Source organism: Chryseobacterium potabilaquae (assembly GCF_902728265.1).
Classification (GTDB): Bacteria; Bacteroidota; Bacteroidia; order Flavobacteriales; family Weeksellaceae; genus Chryseobacterium; species Chryseobacterium potabilaquae.
This window is the reverse complement of the sequence record NZ_CACVBR010000012.1, coordinates 76,432-92,002: the sequence shown is the minus strand read 5'-3', so window position 1 is coordinate 92,002 and position 15,571 is coordinate 76,432. Positions and strand designations below refer to the sequence as shown.

Here is a 15,571-nt window from a genome sequence, read left to right as displayed (position 1 = left end):
CAATCATAACTATGTAATGGTTAAAAATAATAAAAAGTGAGTTCCGAAAAATTTCTTGAGCTGTAAGAGCTCTAAATTTTCCAGAATAACTTTTTAACTTACACAGTTAGTGAGACACTACCTTATATACATCTAACCGCAACAATGAATTCTTACGCCAGATTGGACTTTTATTAATTATTCAGTATCATACTTACTGACTACTTTTTGAGTAACACCAGAACTGCTGAAACCTCCATCATGGAAAAGATTTTGCATCGTTACTTTTTTAGTAAGATCAGAGAAAAGAGTGATACAATAGTTGGCACAGTCAAGGGCAGTAGCATTTCCTAATGGAGACATATCTTCAGCATATCCTAAGAACCCTCCGAATCCTTTTACACCACTTCCTGCAGTGGTAGGAGTAGGTGATTGAGAAATAGTATTAACACGTACTTTTCTTTCTCCCCAATAATTTCCGAATGTTCTTGCAATACTTTCCAAATAAGCTTTATTATCTGCCATATCATTATAGTCAGGGAATGTTCTTTGAGCTGCAATATAGGTAAGCGCTAAAATACTTCCCCATTCATTCATGCAATTTTTTTCCCAAGCTACACGCATTACTTTATGGAAAGAAACGGCAGAAACATCCCAACCTTTTTCTAACCAGTCATAGTTCATGTCAGTATAATGTTTTCCTTTTCTTACATTTATAGACATTCCTATAGAATGAAGAATGAAATCAATTTTTCCGAATTTTGCCACAGCGGCATCAAAAAGTTTTTCAAGATCTTCAATTGAAGTGGCATCAGCACCTACAACTTCGGACCCTGTTTTTTCAGCTAAAGAATTAAGTTCTCCCATTCTCATGGCAATAGGAGCGTTTGATAAGATAAATTCAGCGCCTTCTTCATGACATCTTTCTGCCACTTTCCATGCGATTGATTGTTCATTAAGGGCACCAAAAATAATTCCCTTTTTGCCTTTAAGTAAACCGTATGACATATTCTTTTAATGTTTATTATTATACAAATGTAGCAATATTTGTGTTTACCACATAATAAAAAACGGAGCCATTTTATGTAAGGCTCCATTTTTGTGAAAATATTTATATAACGGTATTTTTAATTAGTTTTTTTGTTCCATTCTGCTTTTACATCTTCTGCGGCATCTTTAGTTTTTTCCCAAGCATCATTGGCTTTATCTTTTATATCCTCCCAAGTTTCAGCAGCATTCGCTTTTACTTTGTCGAACCAGTCTTCTCGCTTGGCTTCTTGATCTTTTTCTTTTTTCTCATTGATATAGTCTCTTGCTTTATCGGCGAGATCATTAATTTTCCATTTGACATTATCAGCTGCATTTTTTAAAGAGTTTTCTGTCTTATTTACAGCATCGTTCGCCTTATTATACTCTGAATTATTCATAATATTAATATTTTATGGTTATTAAATAATCAACAATAACCATTCCTAAATTTCTTATGTGTTGTTAATCTTTTCATAAACTTTTGTTAGAAATATCCGAAAACAATTTTATCTTTATAATAATATAAAATCATATAGTATGGAAAAAATAAGGTGTGGATGGTGTGAGAAAGATGATCTTTATCGAAAATATCATGATGAAGAATGGGGTAAGCCTATTTATGAGGATAAAATGATTTTTGAGTTTTTAGTTCTTGAAAGTTTCCAAGCAGGGTTGAGTTGGTATACTATTCTTACTAAAAGAGAAAATTTTAGAAAAGCATTTGATCAGTTTGATTATAATAAAATAGCTCAATATTCAGATAGAAAAATTCAGGAATTGATGCAAGATTCAGGAATAATTAGAAATAAACTCAAGATTTTAGCAACTGTTAATAATGCGCAAAAGTTTATAGAAGTTCAAAAAGAATTTGGAAGTTTCTCTCAATATATTTGGAGTTTTGTCAATGGAAGTCCTATAGATAATATGCCTAAGATGTTAAGTGACGTTCCTGCTACGACTGAAATTTCAGATAAATTATCAAAAGATCTTAAGAAAAGAGGATTTAAATTTATGGGATCAACGGTAGTGTATGCTCATATGCAAGCAACAGGAATGGTGAATGATCACCTTGAAAATTGTCTGACCCGAGTGTAGACTAATATAGATAAGAGTATATAAATAATGAAAAAGGGATTCCAATGTTGAAACCCCTTTTTTATATTATGGAATGATTCTTTCTAATACCCAGTTGATGAGGTTCTTTTCAGACGCATGGTGATCTGCAGAAAATTCTCCTCTTCTTCTATTGGCAATCACATTATTTACCGTAATGGCTTTATGACCTAATAGTTTTGAGAGTGCATAAATGGCAGACGTTTCCATTTCAAAATTAGTAACGCCAAGATCATTTAATGTTTCCAAGAACTTATCATCGATGGCTTTTAGACGAAGTTGTCGTCCCTGTGGAGCATAGAACCCCGGAAAAGTTGCTGTATTTCCAAGATACGTAGCATCTTTATAATAATGAGATATATCTTCTGCCCAATCTGAGAAATAAAGCATAGGCTTAATCTTTTCATACGGTGAATTGGCAAGGAAATGTTTAGAAAATTCATTTTCAAATTTGTAATCCTGATAAAAATGCATCAGCCCATCCAATCCCACAACATTTTGGGTTACAAGCATATTATCTACTTGTATATCAGGATTTACACTACCACATGTACCCATTCTGAAAAGTTCTAAGGAAGTATGCTTTGTTTTAAACTCCTTATTTTTCAGATCAATATTGACCAACGCATCAAGTTCATTCATTACGATGTCAATATTTTCTGTTCCAATTCCGGTAGACATTACGGTGATTCTTTCGCCACGCAATGTTCCCGTATGGGTATAAAATTCTCTTTTATTTTTTTTGATTTCAACCTTATCGAAGTATTTTGAAACCTTAGGGACTCTGTCCGGGTCACCCACAAGAATGATTTTGTTAGCAATATCTTCAGGTAGAAGATTTAAGTGATATACACTTCCGTCATCGTTCAGAACAAGTTCTGAATCTGCAAGTTTATTGAGCATAATATATTTTTATAATTTAATGAATTTAGAATATTTTCTTTCTCTATTGGGAAAAGAGGTTTGTGTATTGACGTATATTGCTGAAAAAAAGCCAATAAAAAACTGATTACCATAATGAATGGTAATAATTTAGACTTCCTATTAATATGAAATCGTTGATTGTGTATCATTTTAATTCTACCCAAATACCTCTCCTCATCTTAATTAAAATAGTTTTTAGAATTTTCTGGTATAATGAATTTAGTTTTGAGGGCTAAAATTAATAAAAATTACCTTAAATAAAATATAAACATAACTTAATTAAAACTTAAAGTTAAAATAATATGTTAATGATAGTTTTGCTACAAAAAAATCATGAGATTATATTCGTTATGTATAGTGGTTGTATTGATCGCATTGGCCGTCATGTCATTTAATCCTCCTTATAAAGGAATTAAAGATAGGAGTGTTTTGATTAATAGTGGTTTAAGTGATTTTAAAATGAAGCTTGATCAATTAAAAAGAGATGCTTATCAATTTTCAGAAGACAAAATTTCACTTGAAGATTTACAAAATTCATTAAGTACAACTAGAAGATCCTATAAAGAAATAGAGTTTTATATTGCCTATTATTATCCTGAGTTTGCCAAAACCCATCTTAATGCAGCTCCTTTATTTCATTTGGAGGCAGCAGGTACTTCCGCATATACATTACCTCCAGAAGGATTACAGGTATTGGATGAATTGATATTTTCTGAAGAAGCCTCTAATAATAAGGAAAAGATAAAAGAAATAACAGCCTTTTTGTATAACAGCTATGCTAGTTTTTATTTACACTCAACAAAAAATGGATTAAGTAAAGGAAATAATAAGACATTACCTCTCCGCATTGAGTTAATAAGAATATATACATTAGGGATAACAGGTTTTGACACACCTGGATCATTACATATTTCGGAAGAGGCAAGCCACGCGCTTTTAGGCATTAAAAAATATATAAATGATGATCTCTATTTTAAAAATTATAATATACAAAAAGCCAATGTCATCTTATCCGAAAGTATATTATATCTATCCAAAAATACAAACTTTGAGACGTTCGATAGAATAGAGTTTTATAAAAAATATATTCAGCCTTTATATGAAGAATTCGGAAATTGGGATGGGAGGCCGGATGACTTAAGAGAATTTTCCGGTTGGAATGTAACGAATAAAAATTTTTTTAGTAGTGATTTCCTTGATCCTTATTTCTATACTTTATTGCAATCAGGTGACAATACACCGGAAATGAGAAGTTTAGGAAAGAAAATTTTTTATGATCAAAATATAAGTGATAATCAAAAAATGAGCTGTGCAACATGCCACTTACCTGAAAATGCGTTTACGGATCTGAAGATGAAGTCACAAAGTAATATACAAGGAAAAACGGTAATAAGAAATTCTCCATCATTGTATAATGCTGTTTTTGCTAAACGATTTTTTTATGATATGCGTGCATTTTATTTAGAACAACAAGTAGAACATGTGATCTATAATGAGCAGGAATTTAATACGAGCTATGAAAATATTATTAAAAAACTAAAAGTTATCCCCGAATATAAAAAGGCATTTAAATCCAATTTTTCCAATGGTAAAATTAATAGAGAAAATTTTTCTAAAGCACTTAGTTCATATGTAGCATCATTGTATTCTTTTGAAAGCGATTTTGATCAATTTATGAGAAATGAGAAAGAGGTCTCTGAAGATGTTAAAAAAGGATTTAATTTATTTATGGGGAAAGCCAACTGTGCTACTTGTCATTTTGCGCCTCACTTTTCGGGCTTGGTTCCCCCGTTTTTTAATGAGAATGAATCTGAAGTGTTAGGAGTAACCAAAAAACCTCTTAATCAAAAACCAATTGAACTCGATGCAGATTTGGGAAGAGTGAATAGTCCGGTAAAAAAAGAAAATTCTTGGATCTACGAAAATTCATTTAAGACCATGACAGTTCGAAATATTGCCCTTACAAGGCCCTATTTTCATAATGGGGCATTCAATACCCTAGAAGAAGTACTGGAGTTTTATAATGAAGGGGGAGGTGAAGGGATCGGCTTACCAATGAAAAACCAAACATTACCACCAGATAAATTGAATCTAACGAGCCTAGAGATTAAACAGATTATCGCATTCTTGAATTCATTGACTGATATTAGTAAAACAAAAGAGAATTAGAAAATAAGGAGAAGTAGCTGTTGTATAAAATTAAAATGTACTCTTAACAATAAGTTAATCCTCTTAACATTGAATTTTAGATTAATTAATATTTCCAAATATTTATTTAAAATACTATTAATAGATGGTTCATGACAAAAAAATAGTTTTGCAACGTATAATAAACTATACTAGACATGAAGAAAAAATTACTATCAGTTGCAGCTCTTATGCTGATCTCGAATTCTGTATTTCAAGCACAGACTTTTATTTTTAATAAAAACTCTTCTTGGAGCTACAAAGACAATAATCAGGCTCAACCCGATCAATGGAAAGAAAAGACCTATGATATTTCGTCATGGTCTGTGGGAAATGGACCTTTAGGCTATGGAGATCCTGTAAATACAACCATTAATACCGGACTTTTAGCTGCTTATTTTGCCAAAGATATCAATGTTAACCTTGCTGATCTTACCGATACAATGGAATTAGGTATCATGAGAGATGACGGTATTGTCGTATATCTTAATGGAGAAGAAATTGTAAGAGATAATTTACCGGCTGGTACTATTACATTTAATACGCCATCAAGCACAATTATAGATGGAGCAGCAGAAAGTGTATATACTATTTTTACTATTCCAAAATCAAAGTTTGTCAATGGATCTAATAGACTTTCTATTGAGTTACATAATAGAAACGGAACGAGCTCTGACTTAAGAGTGGATGCTTATCTTAAAACAGTAAATAATACAGCCACTCCAGTGCCTTGTAATGCAAATCATATTAGCTGTTTTACCTCAATTGTTCCCACTGTACAAACCGGTAAGTTAATTATTCCTGAAGAGCACCGGTATCAATTGATTCTTAAAGAAGGAGATAATTATACAGAAGGGGGAGGTTTAGTAGGAGGACAGAATGATTTTACAGGATATGTGGCTAAAAATGCAAGTAGTACGGATGGATATCTTTCTGTAAATCATGAAACGAATCCAGGAGGTGTTACTATGGCAGAAATTAATTATAATACTTCTACGAAACTTTGGCAGTTAACGAAATCTAGGGCAGTTAGCTTTTCAGCACCAAGTTTAGTACAAACTATAAGAAACTGTTCGGGAGGTGTTACTCCTTGGGGTACTATAGTAACAGCAGAAGAACAAACAACGTCGAGTGATGTCAATGCAGATGGCTATAAAGATTATGGTTGGCTAGTGGAAATTGACCCTGTAACGGCTCAGGTAATTACTCAAAACACAGACGGCTCTAAAGGAAAGCTTTGGCAAATGGGTATTATGAATCATGAAAATGTAGTTGTCAATAACTTAGGAACAACAGCCTATTACGGAGAAGATGGAGGAACTCATATGGTATATAAATATGTTATGGATACTCCCAATAATCTTTCTTCAGGAAATTTGTATGTATTAAAATTAGATCAGGGATTAAGTGGAGGAGATCCGGTAGGAACAACAGCAACTTGGATTCAGGTTCCGAATAAAACAAAAGCAGATCAAAATAATACATCATCTTTAGCAGCTTCATTAGGAGGAACATCTTTTAATGGAGTGGAAGATGTCGAGATCAGCCCAATTGATGGAAAAGTATATTTTACCGCTAAAGGTCTAAATAAAGTATACCGTTTAAAAGATGATGGATCTACTGCTTCTCAGGTGGAAACTTTCGTAGGAGGACTTTCTACGGTATATTCATTCGAAACACCACAAGGTACTAAATCTGAAGCTTGGGGAGATGGAAATGATAATCTTACTTTTGATGAATTGGGAAATCTTTGGGTATTACAAGATGGAGGGAAAAACTATATCTGGGTAATTGCTCCGGATCATACACAAGCTAATCCTAAAGTAAAGCTTTTTGCTTCCATGCCAGCCGGAGCTGAACCAACAGGGCTTACATTTACACCTGATCATAAATTTGGTTTCTTCTCTATTCAGCATCCTGATTCTACGATTATGACAGATGTGGATGCCACGGGAAATACCATAGATTATAGAGGTAAATCTGCGACGATAGTCATTGCCCTAAAAAATAACTTGGGAAGTTCGGGATCATTAGGTACGATTGAAAACCAAAGCATTGAAAACACAGTGATGGTTGCTCCGAATCCCACTTCAGGAATGGTAAAAATCAATTCACCGAAAGGACTAAAAAACATTTCAGTAACGGCTTATAGTCTTGATGGGAAAATTGTTTATACAAAAACATTCTCGGGGCTTAGCACCTCTTTAGATGTAGATTTTACTTCGCAGCTTGAAGCTTCACGTATATTAGTGCTGAATATTGAAGCGGAAGGAGGGTTCCAAAAAACAATAAAACTTTTAAAAAAATAATTGATAATATAGTGAGCTACCGATGTTGGGTATCGGTAGCTTTTTTCTTGATATGAAAAAATTATATTCTAGCCTTTTCCTTTTATTTCTCTGCTATGTACAAGCACAGATAGACCCTGTAAAATATCCTACTTATACTTCTATTGATGATGCCTTGAAAAGTAGGGAAACAGTCTATAGTATGAGTTTTAGAGATAAAGGATTATTTAACGTTCCGCCTCAGATTGAAAAGTTAAATGCTATTTTCTTTTTAAATCTTATGGGCAATAAATTGGAAAAAATTGATGAGGTTATATTTTCGTTGAAAGAATTGGAGATTTTAAATCTCAATGAAAATAGTATTAAGTTTATTCCCGATAATATTGGCAAACTTAAAAAACTAGAAAGCCTGTCCATCAATTTAAATAGTTTGACGAGCATTAATTCTAATCTTGTGCAGCTCCAAAAACTAAAAGTAATTCACCTCGACGCTAATAATTTGAGTATTTTTCCTAAAGCACTCATGTTAATTCCGAGTTTGGAAGAAATTAACTTACAAGGAAATCAAATTAGTTTCATATCGGATGAGTTGGACCAAATTACTCAGTTGAAATCGTTGAATTTATCCTCGAATCAAATGCATGATATTGAAAATGTACGATTTCCCAATCAGTTAAAATATCTTGAATTACAACAAAATACCATTGTAAAACTACCAGATAATATATTTCGATTAAGAAAATTAGAGTTTTTAAATGTCAGTCAGAATGGGATTAAAGAAGTGTCTCCTAACGTAAAGAAGCTGAAAAATATAGTCAGTATGAATTTAGCTCATAATAAACTGAAAGATCTTCCCAGAGAAATTTCGCAATTGAAAAATCTTAAAACATTAATTCTTACCGGAAATCCGATGGAAAATACAACGATTGAAAAACTAAAATTATTAATTCCTCAAACGCAAATTTATTTTTAATTTATCCGCCGACTCTTTTAGTTTTATATCCCATTTCCTTAAGGATATCCATTATTTTATCACGATTATCTCCCTGAATGATAATAGTTCCATCTTTCTCAGAACCACCAATTCCCAGGGTGGTTTTAATTTTTTTTGAGATTTTTTTTAATTCTTCTTCACTCCCTTCCCAACCTTCAACAATCGTTACAGGTTTTCCATTTCGCCCTTTTTTTTCAAACTTACAAACCAAAGGTTCTTTCTGTTTAAATTCATCTTGAGGCATTTCAAAATCCTGCTCTTCATGTTCAGGAAAAAGATTTTTTAGTTGATCTCGTAAATCCATATTACAAAATTAAAATAATAATCAATACCTAAAAAACAAAAATAAACAACATTTTATACTTTTAATTCGTTACAAGGAAAGATGTGATATATTTGAAATATGAAACTAAAAACTAATAACTTCATGATTGTAGCCATGTTAGCTTGTGGGCTAATGAGTGGGCAAACCAACTTTTCTGATAATCCTTTACATGCTGTGTTTGAAACAAAAGATACGGAAAGTTTTTGGAGAGCTTTCGATAGGATAGAAACCTCTAAAGAAAACCCTTTTAACGAGTATATTAAAAATGGAAGTCTGGGAGTCCAAGGCTTTGTGCCTTTTAGAATAATGAATGCTGATTCTTTATATACAACAGTAAAAAGAAGAAAAGAAGACTATATAAAAAGCAGGAATGTATTATCGGAAGTTTCGTTAAAGGAAAAAAGAATCAAAGCGATTTACAGTGCATTAAAGTATTGGTATCCAAAAGCAACATTTCCACCTGTATATTTTGTATATGGACGATTTAATTCAGGAGGGACTGTATCTAAAGATGGAATTATTATAGGAACAGAAATGCTTACAGATCTTAATGGTATTACAGGCCTTATCACTCATGAACTTATTCATTTCCAACAAGGCATACAAGGTGATGATACATTATTGAAGCAATCATTAACAGAAGGAGGGGCTGATTTTTTAGGAGAATTTATTTCCGGAGAAACGATCAATTCGAAACCATTTCAGTATGGCGAAACTCACTCTGCTCAACTTTGTAAAGAGTTTATCACTAAATTGAAAGGAAATGATTATCAAGATTGGTTATATGGAACCAGTAAAAAAGATGATAGACCCAACGATCTAGGATATTGGATGGGCTATAAGATTGTGGAAGCTTATTTTAATAAACAATCAGATAAACATCAAGCCATAGATCATATTCTTCATATTCAAAATCCATTTTTATTTTTAAAAGAAAGTGGTTTTCTTGATTCTTATATTCAGGAATATGTGAATGGAAAGAATATAAAATTTGATGATTTTTTTAAGGAATATTCTGATGAGGTGCATGAAGTAACTTTTCTCGTGAGTGTGCCTGATAAAAATGATGAGGTTTATATTACAGGAAATCAACCAGAACTTGGCAATTGGAATCCGTCTTCCATTAAGATGAATAGAAAAGGAAATAAAGAGAGAAGCATTACATTAAAAATACATCTCCCGGCTCAGCTGAAATTTACGCAGGGGACTTGGGATAAAGAAGCTGATATAAAAGATGGAGAAAAGGGACAAAATATTAGAATCGAAAATATTAAATCAAAAAAGCTTTATTATGAAATTAAGGATTGGTATAAAAACTAGTACTCCTATTGAATTATTAAAGAGTATACTCAATTGATTTTTACAAAGAAATTTAAGAGAAATTTAATTCTTTCAAATTCTTCAATTCATTTCAAATTAAATAAATTTGTAATACAAAAGTTTTACAAAATGTCAAAAAAAGCAATATTGGCGATCCTTGATGGATGGGGATTGGGTATGAATCCGGACGTTTCAGCAATTGATAAAGCCAATACACCATTTATAGATAGTTGTTATAAAAAATTTCCCCATACAACGCTTGAGGCAAGTGGTTTGGCGGTTGGACTTCCTGCCGGGCAAATGGGGAACTCAGAAGTGGGACATATGAATTTAGGGGCAGGGAGAGTCGTTTATCAGAATCTTGTGAAACTGAATATGGCCGTTGAAAATGGTACGTTAGGTCAAGAAAAAGTGATTCAAGATGCCTTCGAATATGCTAAAAGAGAAAACAAAAAAGTACATTTTATAGGGTTGGTTTCTAATGGGGGAGTACATTCACATATTAATCACTTAAAGGGATTACTGACTGCGGCCGGTGAATTTGGACTTCATGAAAATGTTTTTGTTCATGCTTTTACAGATGGTAGAGATTGTGATCCACATTCGGCAATTGATTTTATCGAAGATCTTCAGCAACATATGTTGAGAACTACAGGGAAATTGGCAACGATTGTAGGAAGATATTATGCGATGGATAGAGATAAAAGATGGGAACGTGTAAAGCTGGTTTATGATGCTTTAGTAGAGGGAGTAGGACTTCAAACCACAGATTCTTTATCCGCTATTAAATCATCATATAATGAGAGTGTTACAGATGAGTTTATTAAGCCCATTGTTTTGGTTAACACCACGGAAACAGGAAATGTAGTCCCGGTAGCAAAAATCACAGATCAAGATGTGGTCATTTGCTTTAACTTCCGTACAGATAGAGGAAGAGAAATTACAGAAGTTCTTTCTCAGCAAGATTTCCCGGAGTTTTTCATGAGAAAATTAGATCTTTATTATGTTACTTTAACAAATTATGATAAAACATTTCAGAAGGTACATGTAGTTTTTGATGAAGAAGTTCTTCAAAATACAATGGGAGAAGTATTGGAAAGGAATGGCAAAACACAGATAAGAATTGCCGAAACAGAAAAATATCCTCATGTTACATTTTTCTTTTCAGGAGGTAGGGAAGAAGAGTTTAAAGGAGAAAAGAGGTTGTTATGCCCAAGTCCGAAGGATGTTCCTACCTACGATTTAAAACCAGAAATGTCAGCATATGATATAGTGAATGCTATTGTTCCCGAATTAGAAAATGAAACAGCCGATTTTATTTGCCTAAATTTTGCCAATACAGATATGGTAGGGCATACCGGTGTTTTTGGCGCAGCGGTAAAAGCAGCAGAAACAGTTGATAAATGTATAGAAAAAGTGGCAATGACTGCCTATGATTATGGGTATGCCGTTTTCATCTTAGCAGATCATGGAAATTCTGATGTGATGATTAATCCTGATGGGACTCCCAATACTCAACACTCTACCAATTTAGTTCCATTTATTGTGATGGATAAAGAACATACCTGGAATCTTACTCCAGGTAAGCTGGGAGATGTGGCTCCTACTATTTTGAAAGTAATGGAAATTATGATTCCGGAGATCATGACAGGGGATATACTGACGAGTTAGAAAAATACATAATATTGTTAAAAAAATACCGTTATTATACTTAGTAACGGTATTTTTTAATCACTTGTCATAAAAAAATTACAAGGCTATATTATGTTTAAAATAATAAATTAGTTATATATTTGTTAAATATTAAAATTTAAAAATATAAAATGTATCAAAAACTCGTTAGGAAAGAAGTCATGGGAATTCTGGAAAAAGAAGTAAGTTCTTTTCTAGATAAGTTTTTAACACCAATTGAAAAAATTTGGCAACCTTCTGATATGTTACCAGATCCTTCAAACGAAAGTTTTAGATATGATTTAGAAGAAATTCAGACCTTTGCCCGCGAGATGCCTTATGATTTATTTGTAACATTAATCGGAGATTGTATTACAGAAGAAGCCTTACCGTCGTATGAATCCTGGCTTATGGGCGTGGATGGAGTCAATCAAGAAGAAAAAGTAGGCTGGGCAAACTGGGTAAGAGCTTGGACCGCAGAAGAAAATAGGCATGGAGACCTCCTCAATAAATATCTTTATCTATGTGGTAGAGTGAATATGAGGGAAGTAGAAATTACTACCCAATATTTGATAAACGATGGTTTTGATTTAGGAACCAGTATGGATCCTTACAGAAATTTTATTTATACTAGTTTCCAAGAAACCGCAACCAATATATCGCATAGAAGAGTAGGAACATTGGCCAAGCAATGCGGAAATGGAAAGCTTGCTAAAATGTGTGGTGTGATTGCTGCTGATGAAGCGAGACATGCTAAAGCATACAAACATTTTGTTACAAAAATTCTTGAAATAGATCCTTCTGAAATGATTCTTGCTTTTGAGGATATGATGCGTAAAAAAATTGTGATGCCAGCTCATTTAATGAGACAGTCCGGCCAAAAAGCAGGAGAGCTTTGGGGACATTTTTCGGATGCTGCTCAAAGATGTATGGTATATACGGGGCAGGATTATATTAATATTCTGAAAGATTTATTAGACGATTGGAAAATAGAACATATTAAAGGACTGACAGAAAAAGCGGAAAAAGCTCAGGAATATTTGATGAAATTACCGGGAAGATTACAAAAGATTACAGATAGAGTTTCTACTCCGGATCTACAGTTTCAATTCAACTGGGTTAAAAGTTAATTAAGGGCTATCATAAAATTATAAAAGTAAGAGTGCTAATTATTTTGGCACTCTTTTTATTTGTATCTTTGCAATTCTAAAATGGATTCGATATGATAAATAGTAAAAAAATTGCGGTTGATTTTGACGGGACTATCGTGGATGATGCTTATCCGGCAATAGGAAAGCCTAAGATTTTTGCTTTTGAAACATTGAAAAGATTACAAAGTGAAGGATATAGACTCATTCTTTGGACATACAGGCATGGAAGATCTTTAGAAGAAGCTGTTGAATTCTGCAAAAAAAACGGTATTGAGTTTTATGCAGTGAATTCAAGCTTTGAAGGAGAAGTTTTTGACTCTGAAACACAATCGAGAAAATTGGATGCAGATTGGTTTATTGATGATAGAAATTTAGGAGGATTTCCAGGTTGGGGAGAAATCTATAATATCATTCAGGATAGAATAGAATTTCGAGTAGAAGGCAAAGAAGTGTTGGCTTACTCTAAACTTAAAAAAGAAAAGAAAAGAGGATTATTCTGGTAAGAATAATCTAGCATCTAAACCTTATTAAATGTACTAACTTCTTTAGTATATAAAATTAATGATTTAGATGATAAATTATATAATATGATTCAGTTAAAAACGATAGAAGAGCTTCGTTTAATGAAGCAAAGTGCACAGTTGGTTTCAAAAACATTAGGGTTATTAGCAAAAGAAATTAAACCCGGAATCACGACTTTGCACTTAGATAAAATGGCGTATGAATTTATTAAAGATCATGGTGCAGAACCTGCATTTTTAGGATATGGAGGCTTTCCTAATTCTTTATGTATTTCTCCAAATGATCAGGTCGTTCATGGAATTCCCAATAAAGAAGAAATAAAAGAAGGAGATATTCTTTCTATTGATTGTGGTGTTTTTCTCAATGGTTTTGTTGGAGATCATGCCTATACTTTTGAGATAGGAGAAGTAGCACCGGAAGTAAAGAAATTATTAAAAGTTACCAAAGAGTCTCTTTATAAAGGAATAGAACAATGTATTAGAGGGAAAAGGATAGGAGATATTTCTTATGCGATTCAGGCACATTGTGAAAAAGAAGGATATGGTGTTGTAAAAGAGTTGGTTGGTCACGGGGTAGGACGTAAGATGCATGAAGATCCACAAGTTCCGAATTATGGAAGACAAGGAAGTGGTAAGGTGATTAAAGATGGTTTAGCAATTGCTATTGAACCTATGATCAATTTAGGAACTGAAAAAGTGAAATTTCATAATGATGGCTGGACAGTGACGACTTTAGATAACAAACCTTCAGCACACTTTGAACATGATGTAGCCGTAGTGAATGGAAAACCGGTATTACTGTCTACTTTTAAATATATTTATGAGGCATTGGGGATAGAAAATGATGAAGAAAAGCCTTTCCAAATGGAGTTTTAATGAAGCAAATCACTAAATTTTTACTGAATAAGATTCCAAGGCCCCTGCTTATTAAAATGAGTATTTGGGCTAGGCCTGTTATTTATCAATTTTTTAAAGGAGATCAATTTTATGATCCTATAGATGGAAGGTCATATCGTAAGTTTTTACCTTATGGATATGGAAAGCAAAGAGAAAATGCGCTGTCTCCAGGTACATTAAGTTTAGAAAGGCATCGTCAAATGTGGTTATATCTTCAAAATGAAACTGATTTTTTTCGTAAAAATTATAAAGTTTTACATATTGCACCCGAGCAGGAATTTTTAAAAAGATTCAGAAGAATGAGAAATCTGAATTATATTTCAGCAGACTTATTTTCGCCTATAGTAGATGTAAAAGCAGATATTTTAGACCTCCCCTTTGCTGATGAAAGCTTTGATATCATTTTTTGTAATCATGTTTTAGAACATATTGAGGATGATGCTAAAGCAATCAGTGAGCTATATAGAGTGATGAAGCCTAAAGGATGGGGAATCTTCCAAGTTCCTATGAAAAATTCTTTAGAGGTGACATATGAAGATTTTTCTATTAAAGATCCTAAAGAACGTCAAAAACATTTTGGACAATATGATCATGTCAGATGGTATGGTATGGACTATTTCGACCGGTTGAAAAAAGTAGGTTTTGAAGTAAATCCTAATTTTTATTCTCAAAAGTTTACGGATGAAGAAGTGAAAAAATATGGATTAAATAAAAATGAAATCCTACCTATAGTTTCAAAAAAATAAAACGTTTCCAAAATAGGAAACGTTTTTTATATATTCTTTTTTCACTCTTGTATAGAGAAGGAGAAAATGATATTATTTATGAATGAGAAACAAACTTTAATCCTACGACAGAGCCAATTAAAGTGATGATAAAAAATATTCTCCAAAAATTGACAGGATCTTTGAAAAAGAAAATACCCATTATAGCTGTACCGACAGCCCCAATTCCTGTCCAAACCGCATAAGCCGTTCCAATGGGAAGTGTTTGTGTAGCTTTAATAAGTAATAACATACTTATAGAAAGTGAAACTAAGAATGCTGTAAACCACCAATACATTTCTGATCCGGAGGTTTCTTTAACCTTTCCCAAACAAGCTGCAAAAGCCACTTCAAACAAGCCTGCAATAATTAAAATTATCCAATTCATTTTTTTAGAGGCAAAATTCT

15 protein-coding genes are annotated in these 15,571 nt (G+C 32.8%); 10 read left to right on the top strand and 5 right to left on the bottom strand.

All coding sequences use genetic code 11. The features are described from left to right. Window positions 1-177: 177 nt before the first annotated feature. Together CHRY9293_RS08785 and CHRY9293_RS08780 are read right to left on the bottom strand one after the other, a co-directional pair. Complete coding sequence (locus CHRY9293_RS08785; RefSeq protein WP_162032642.1) at window positions 178-987, bottom strand: enoyl-ACP reductase FabI; 810 nt, start codon at window positions 985-987, stop codon at window positions 178-180. A 119-nt stretch (window positions 988-1,106) separates the two neighbouring features. Then, complete coding sequence (locus CHRY9293_RS08780) at window positions 1,107-1,406, bottom strand: hypothetical protein (RefSeq protein ID WP_162032641.1); 300 nt, start codon at window positions 1,404-1,406, stop codon at window positions 1,107-1,109. 139 nt (window positions 1,407-1,545) lie between these two features. Here CHRY9293_RS08780 and CHRY9293_RS08775 point away from each other — a divergent pair, with 139 nt between their 5' ends. Then, on the top strand, window positions 1,546-2,103 hold the full coding sequence (locus CHRY9293_RS08775) for a DNA-3-methyladenine glycosylase I (protein WP_162032640.1): 558 nt from the start codon (window positions 1,546-1,548) through the stop codon (window positions 2,101-2,103). A gap of 66 nt (window positions 2,104-2,169) precedes the next feature. On the opposite strand, the gene CHRY9293_RS08770 is transcribed toward CHRY9293_RS08775, so the two are convergent. Next, the gene (locus tag CHRY9293_RS08770; protein WP_122547048.1) at window positions 2,170-3,024 is read right to left on the bottom strand and encodes a nucleoside phosphorylase; all 855 of its coding nucleotides are present in this window, start codon (window positions 3,022-3,024) and stop codon (window positions 2,170-2,172) included. Between the two features lie 354 nt (window positions 3,025-3,378). Between CHRY9293_RS08770 and CHRY9293_RS08765 the strand changes: the two genes are divergently transcribed. The 3 genes from CHRY9293_RS08765 (at window position 3,379) to CHRY9293_RS08755 (ending at window position 8,493) form a co-directional block, all read left to right on the top strand. Then, the gene (locus CHRY9293_RS08765) at window positions 3,379-5,214 is read left to right on the top strand and encodes a cytochrome-c peroxidase (protein ID WP_162032639.1); all 1,836 of its coding nucleotides are present in this window, start codon (window positions 3,379-3,381) and stop codon (window positions 5,212-5,214) included. 176 nt (window positions 5,215-5,390) lie between these two features. Then, window positions 5,391-7,541, top strand: a complete 2,151-nt coding sequence (locus CHRY9293_RS08760) for an alkaline phosphatase PhoX (protein ID WP_162032638.1) — start codon at window positions 5,391-5,393, stop codon at window positions 7,539-7,541. Window positions 7,542-7,593: 52 nt separating this feature from the next. Further along, on the top strand, window positions 7,594-8,493 hold the full coding sequence (locus CHRY9293_RS08755) for a leucine-rich repeat domain-containing protein (protein WP_162032637.1): 900 nt from the start codon (window positions 7,594-7,596) through the stop codon (window positions 8,491-8,493). A 1-nt stretch (window position 8,494) separates the two neighbouring features. Here the strand turns inward: CHRY9293_RS08755 and CHRY9293_RS08750 are convergent, their stop codons facing one another. Next, window positions 8,495-8,818 (bottom strand): translation initiation factor, encoded by a 324-nt coding sequence (locus CHRY9293_RS08750; RefSeq protein ID WP_122547052.1) that lies wholly within the window; start codon window positions 8,816-8,818, stop codon window positions 8,495-8,497. 99 nt (window positions 8,819-8,917) lie between these two features. Between CHRY9293_RS08750 and CHRY9293_RS08745 the strand changes: the two genes are divergently transcribed. The 6 genes from CHRY9293_RS08745 (at window position 8,918) to CHRY9293_RS08720 (ending at window position 15,145) form a co-directional block, all read left to right on the top strand. After that, the gene (locus tag CHRY9293_RS08745) at window positions 8,918-10,159 is read left to right on the top strand and encodes a DUF2268 domain-containing putative Zn-dependent protease (protein ID WP_162032636.1); all 1,242 of its coding nucleotides are present in this window, start codon (window positions 8,918-8,920) and stop codon (window positions 10,157-10,159) included. A 129-nt stretch (window positions 10,160-10,288) separates the two neighbouring features. Next, a complete protein-coding gene (gene gpmI, locus CHRY9293_RS08740; protein WP_162032635.1) occupies window positions 10,289-11,830 on the top strand; it encodes a 2,3-bisphosphoglycerate-independent phosphoglycerate mutase in 1,542 nt (513 codons plus the stop codon). Between the two features lie 152 nt (window positions 11,831-11,982). Then, window positions 11,983-12,960 carry an acyl-ACP desaturase gene (locus tag CHRY9293_RS08735; protein ID WP_122547054.1) on the top strand — a complete coding sequence of 326 codons (978 nt, stop codon included), beginning with the start codon at window positions 11,983-11,985 and terminating at the stop codon, window positions 12,958-12,960. A gap of 92 nt (window positions 12,961-13,052) precedes the next feature. Continuing rightward, complete coding sequence (locus CHRY9293_RS08730; RefSeq protein WP_122547055.1) at window positions 13,053-13,484, top strand: BT0820 family HAD-type phosphatase; 432 nt, start codon at window positions 13,053-13,055, stop codon at window positions 13,482-13,484. Window positions 13,485-13,568: 84 nt separating this feature from the next. Next, window positions 13,569-14,378 carry a type I methionyl aminopeptidase gene (map, locus tag CHRY9293_RS08725; RefSeq protein WP_122547056.1) on the top strand — a complete coding sequence of 270 codons (810 nt, stop codon included), beginning with the start codon at window positions 13,569-13,571 and terminating at the stop codon, window positions 14,376-14,378. Further along, window positions 14,378-15,145, top strand: a complete 768-nt coding sequence (locus CHRY9293_RS08720; RefSeq protein ID WP_122547057.1) for a class I SAM-dependent methyltransferase — start codon at window positions 14,378-14,380, stop codon at window positions 15,143-15,145. The genes map and CHRY9293_RS08720 overlap by 1 nt, the downstream gene beginning before the upstream one ends. A gap of 76 nt (window positions 15,146-15,221) precedes the next feature. Here CHRY9293_RS08720 and CHRY9293_RS08715 read toward each other — a convergent pair whose 3' ends face one another. After that, window positions 15,222-15,551 (bottom strand): DMT family transporter, encoded by a 330-nt coding sequence (locus CHRY9293_RS08715; RefSeq protein ID WP_162032634.1) that lies wholly within the window; start codon window positions 15,549-15,551, stop codon window positions 15,222-15,224. Window positions 15,552-15,571: the final 20 nt, after the last annotated feature.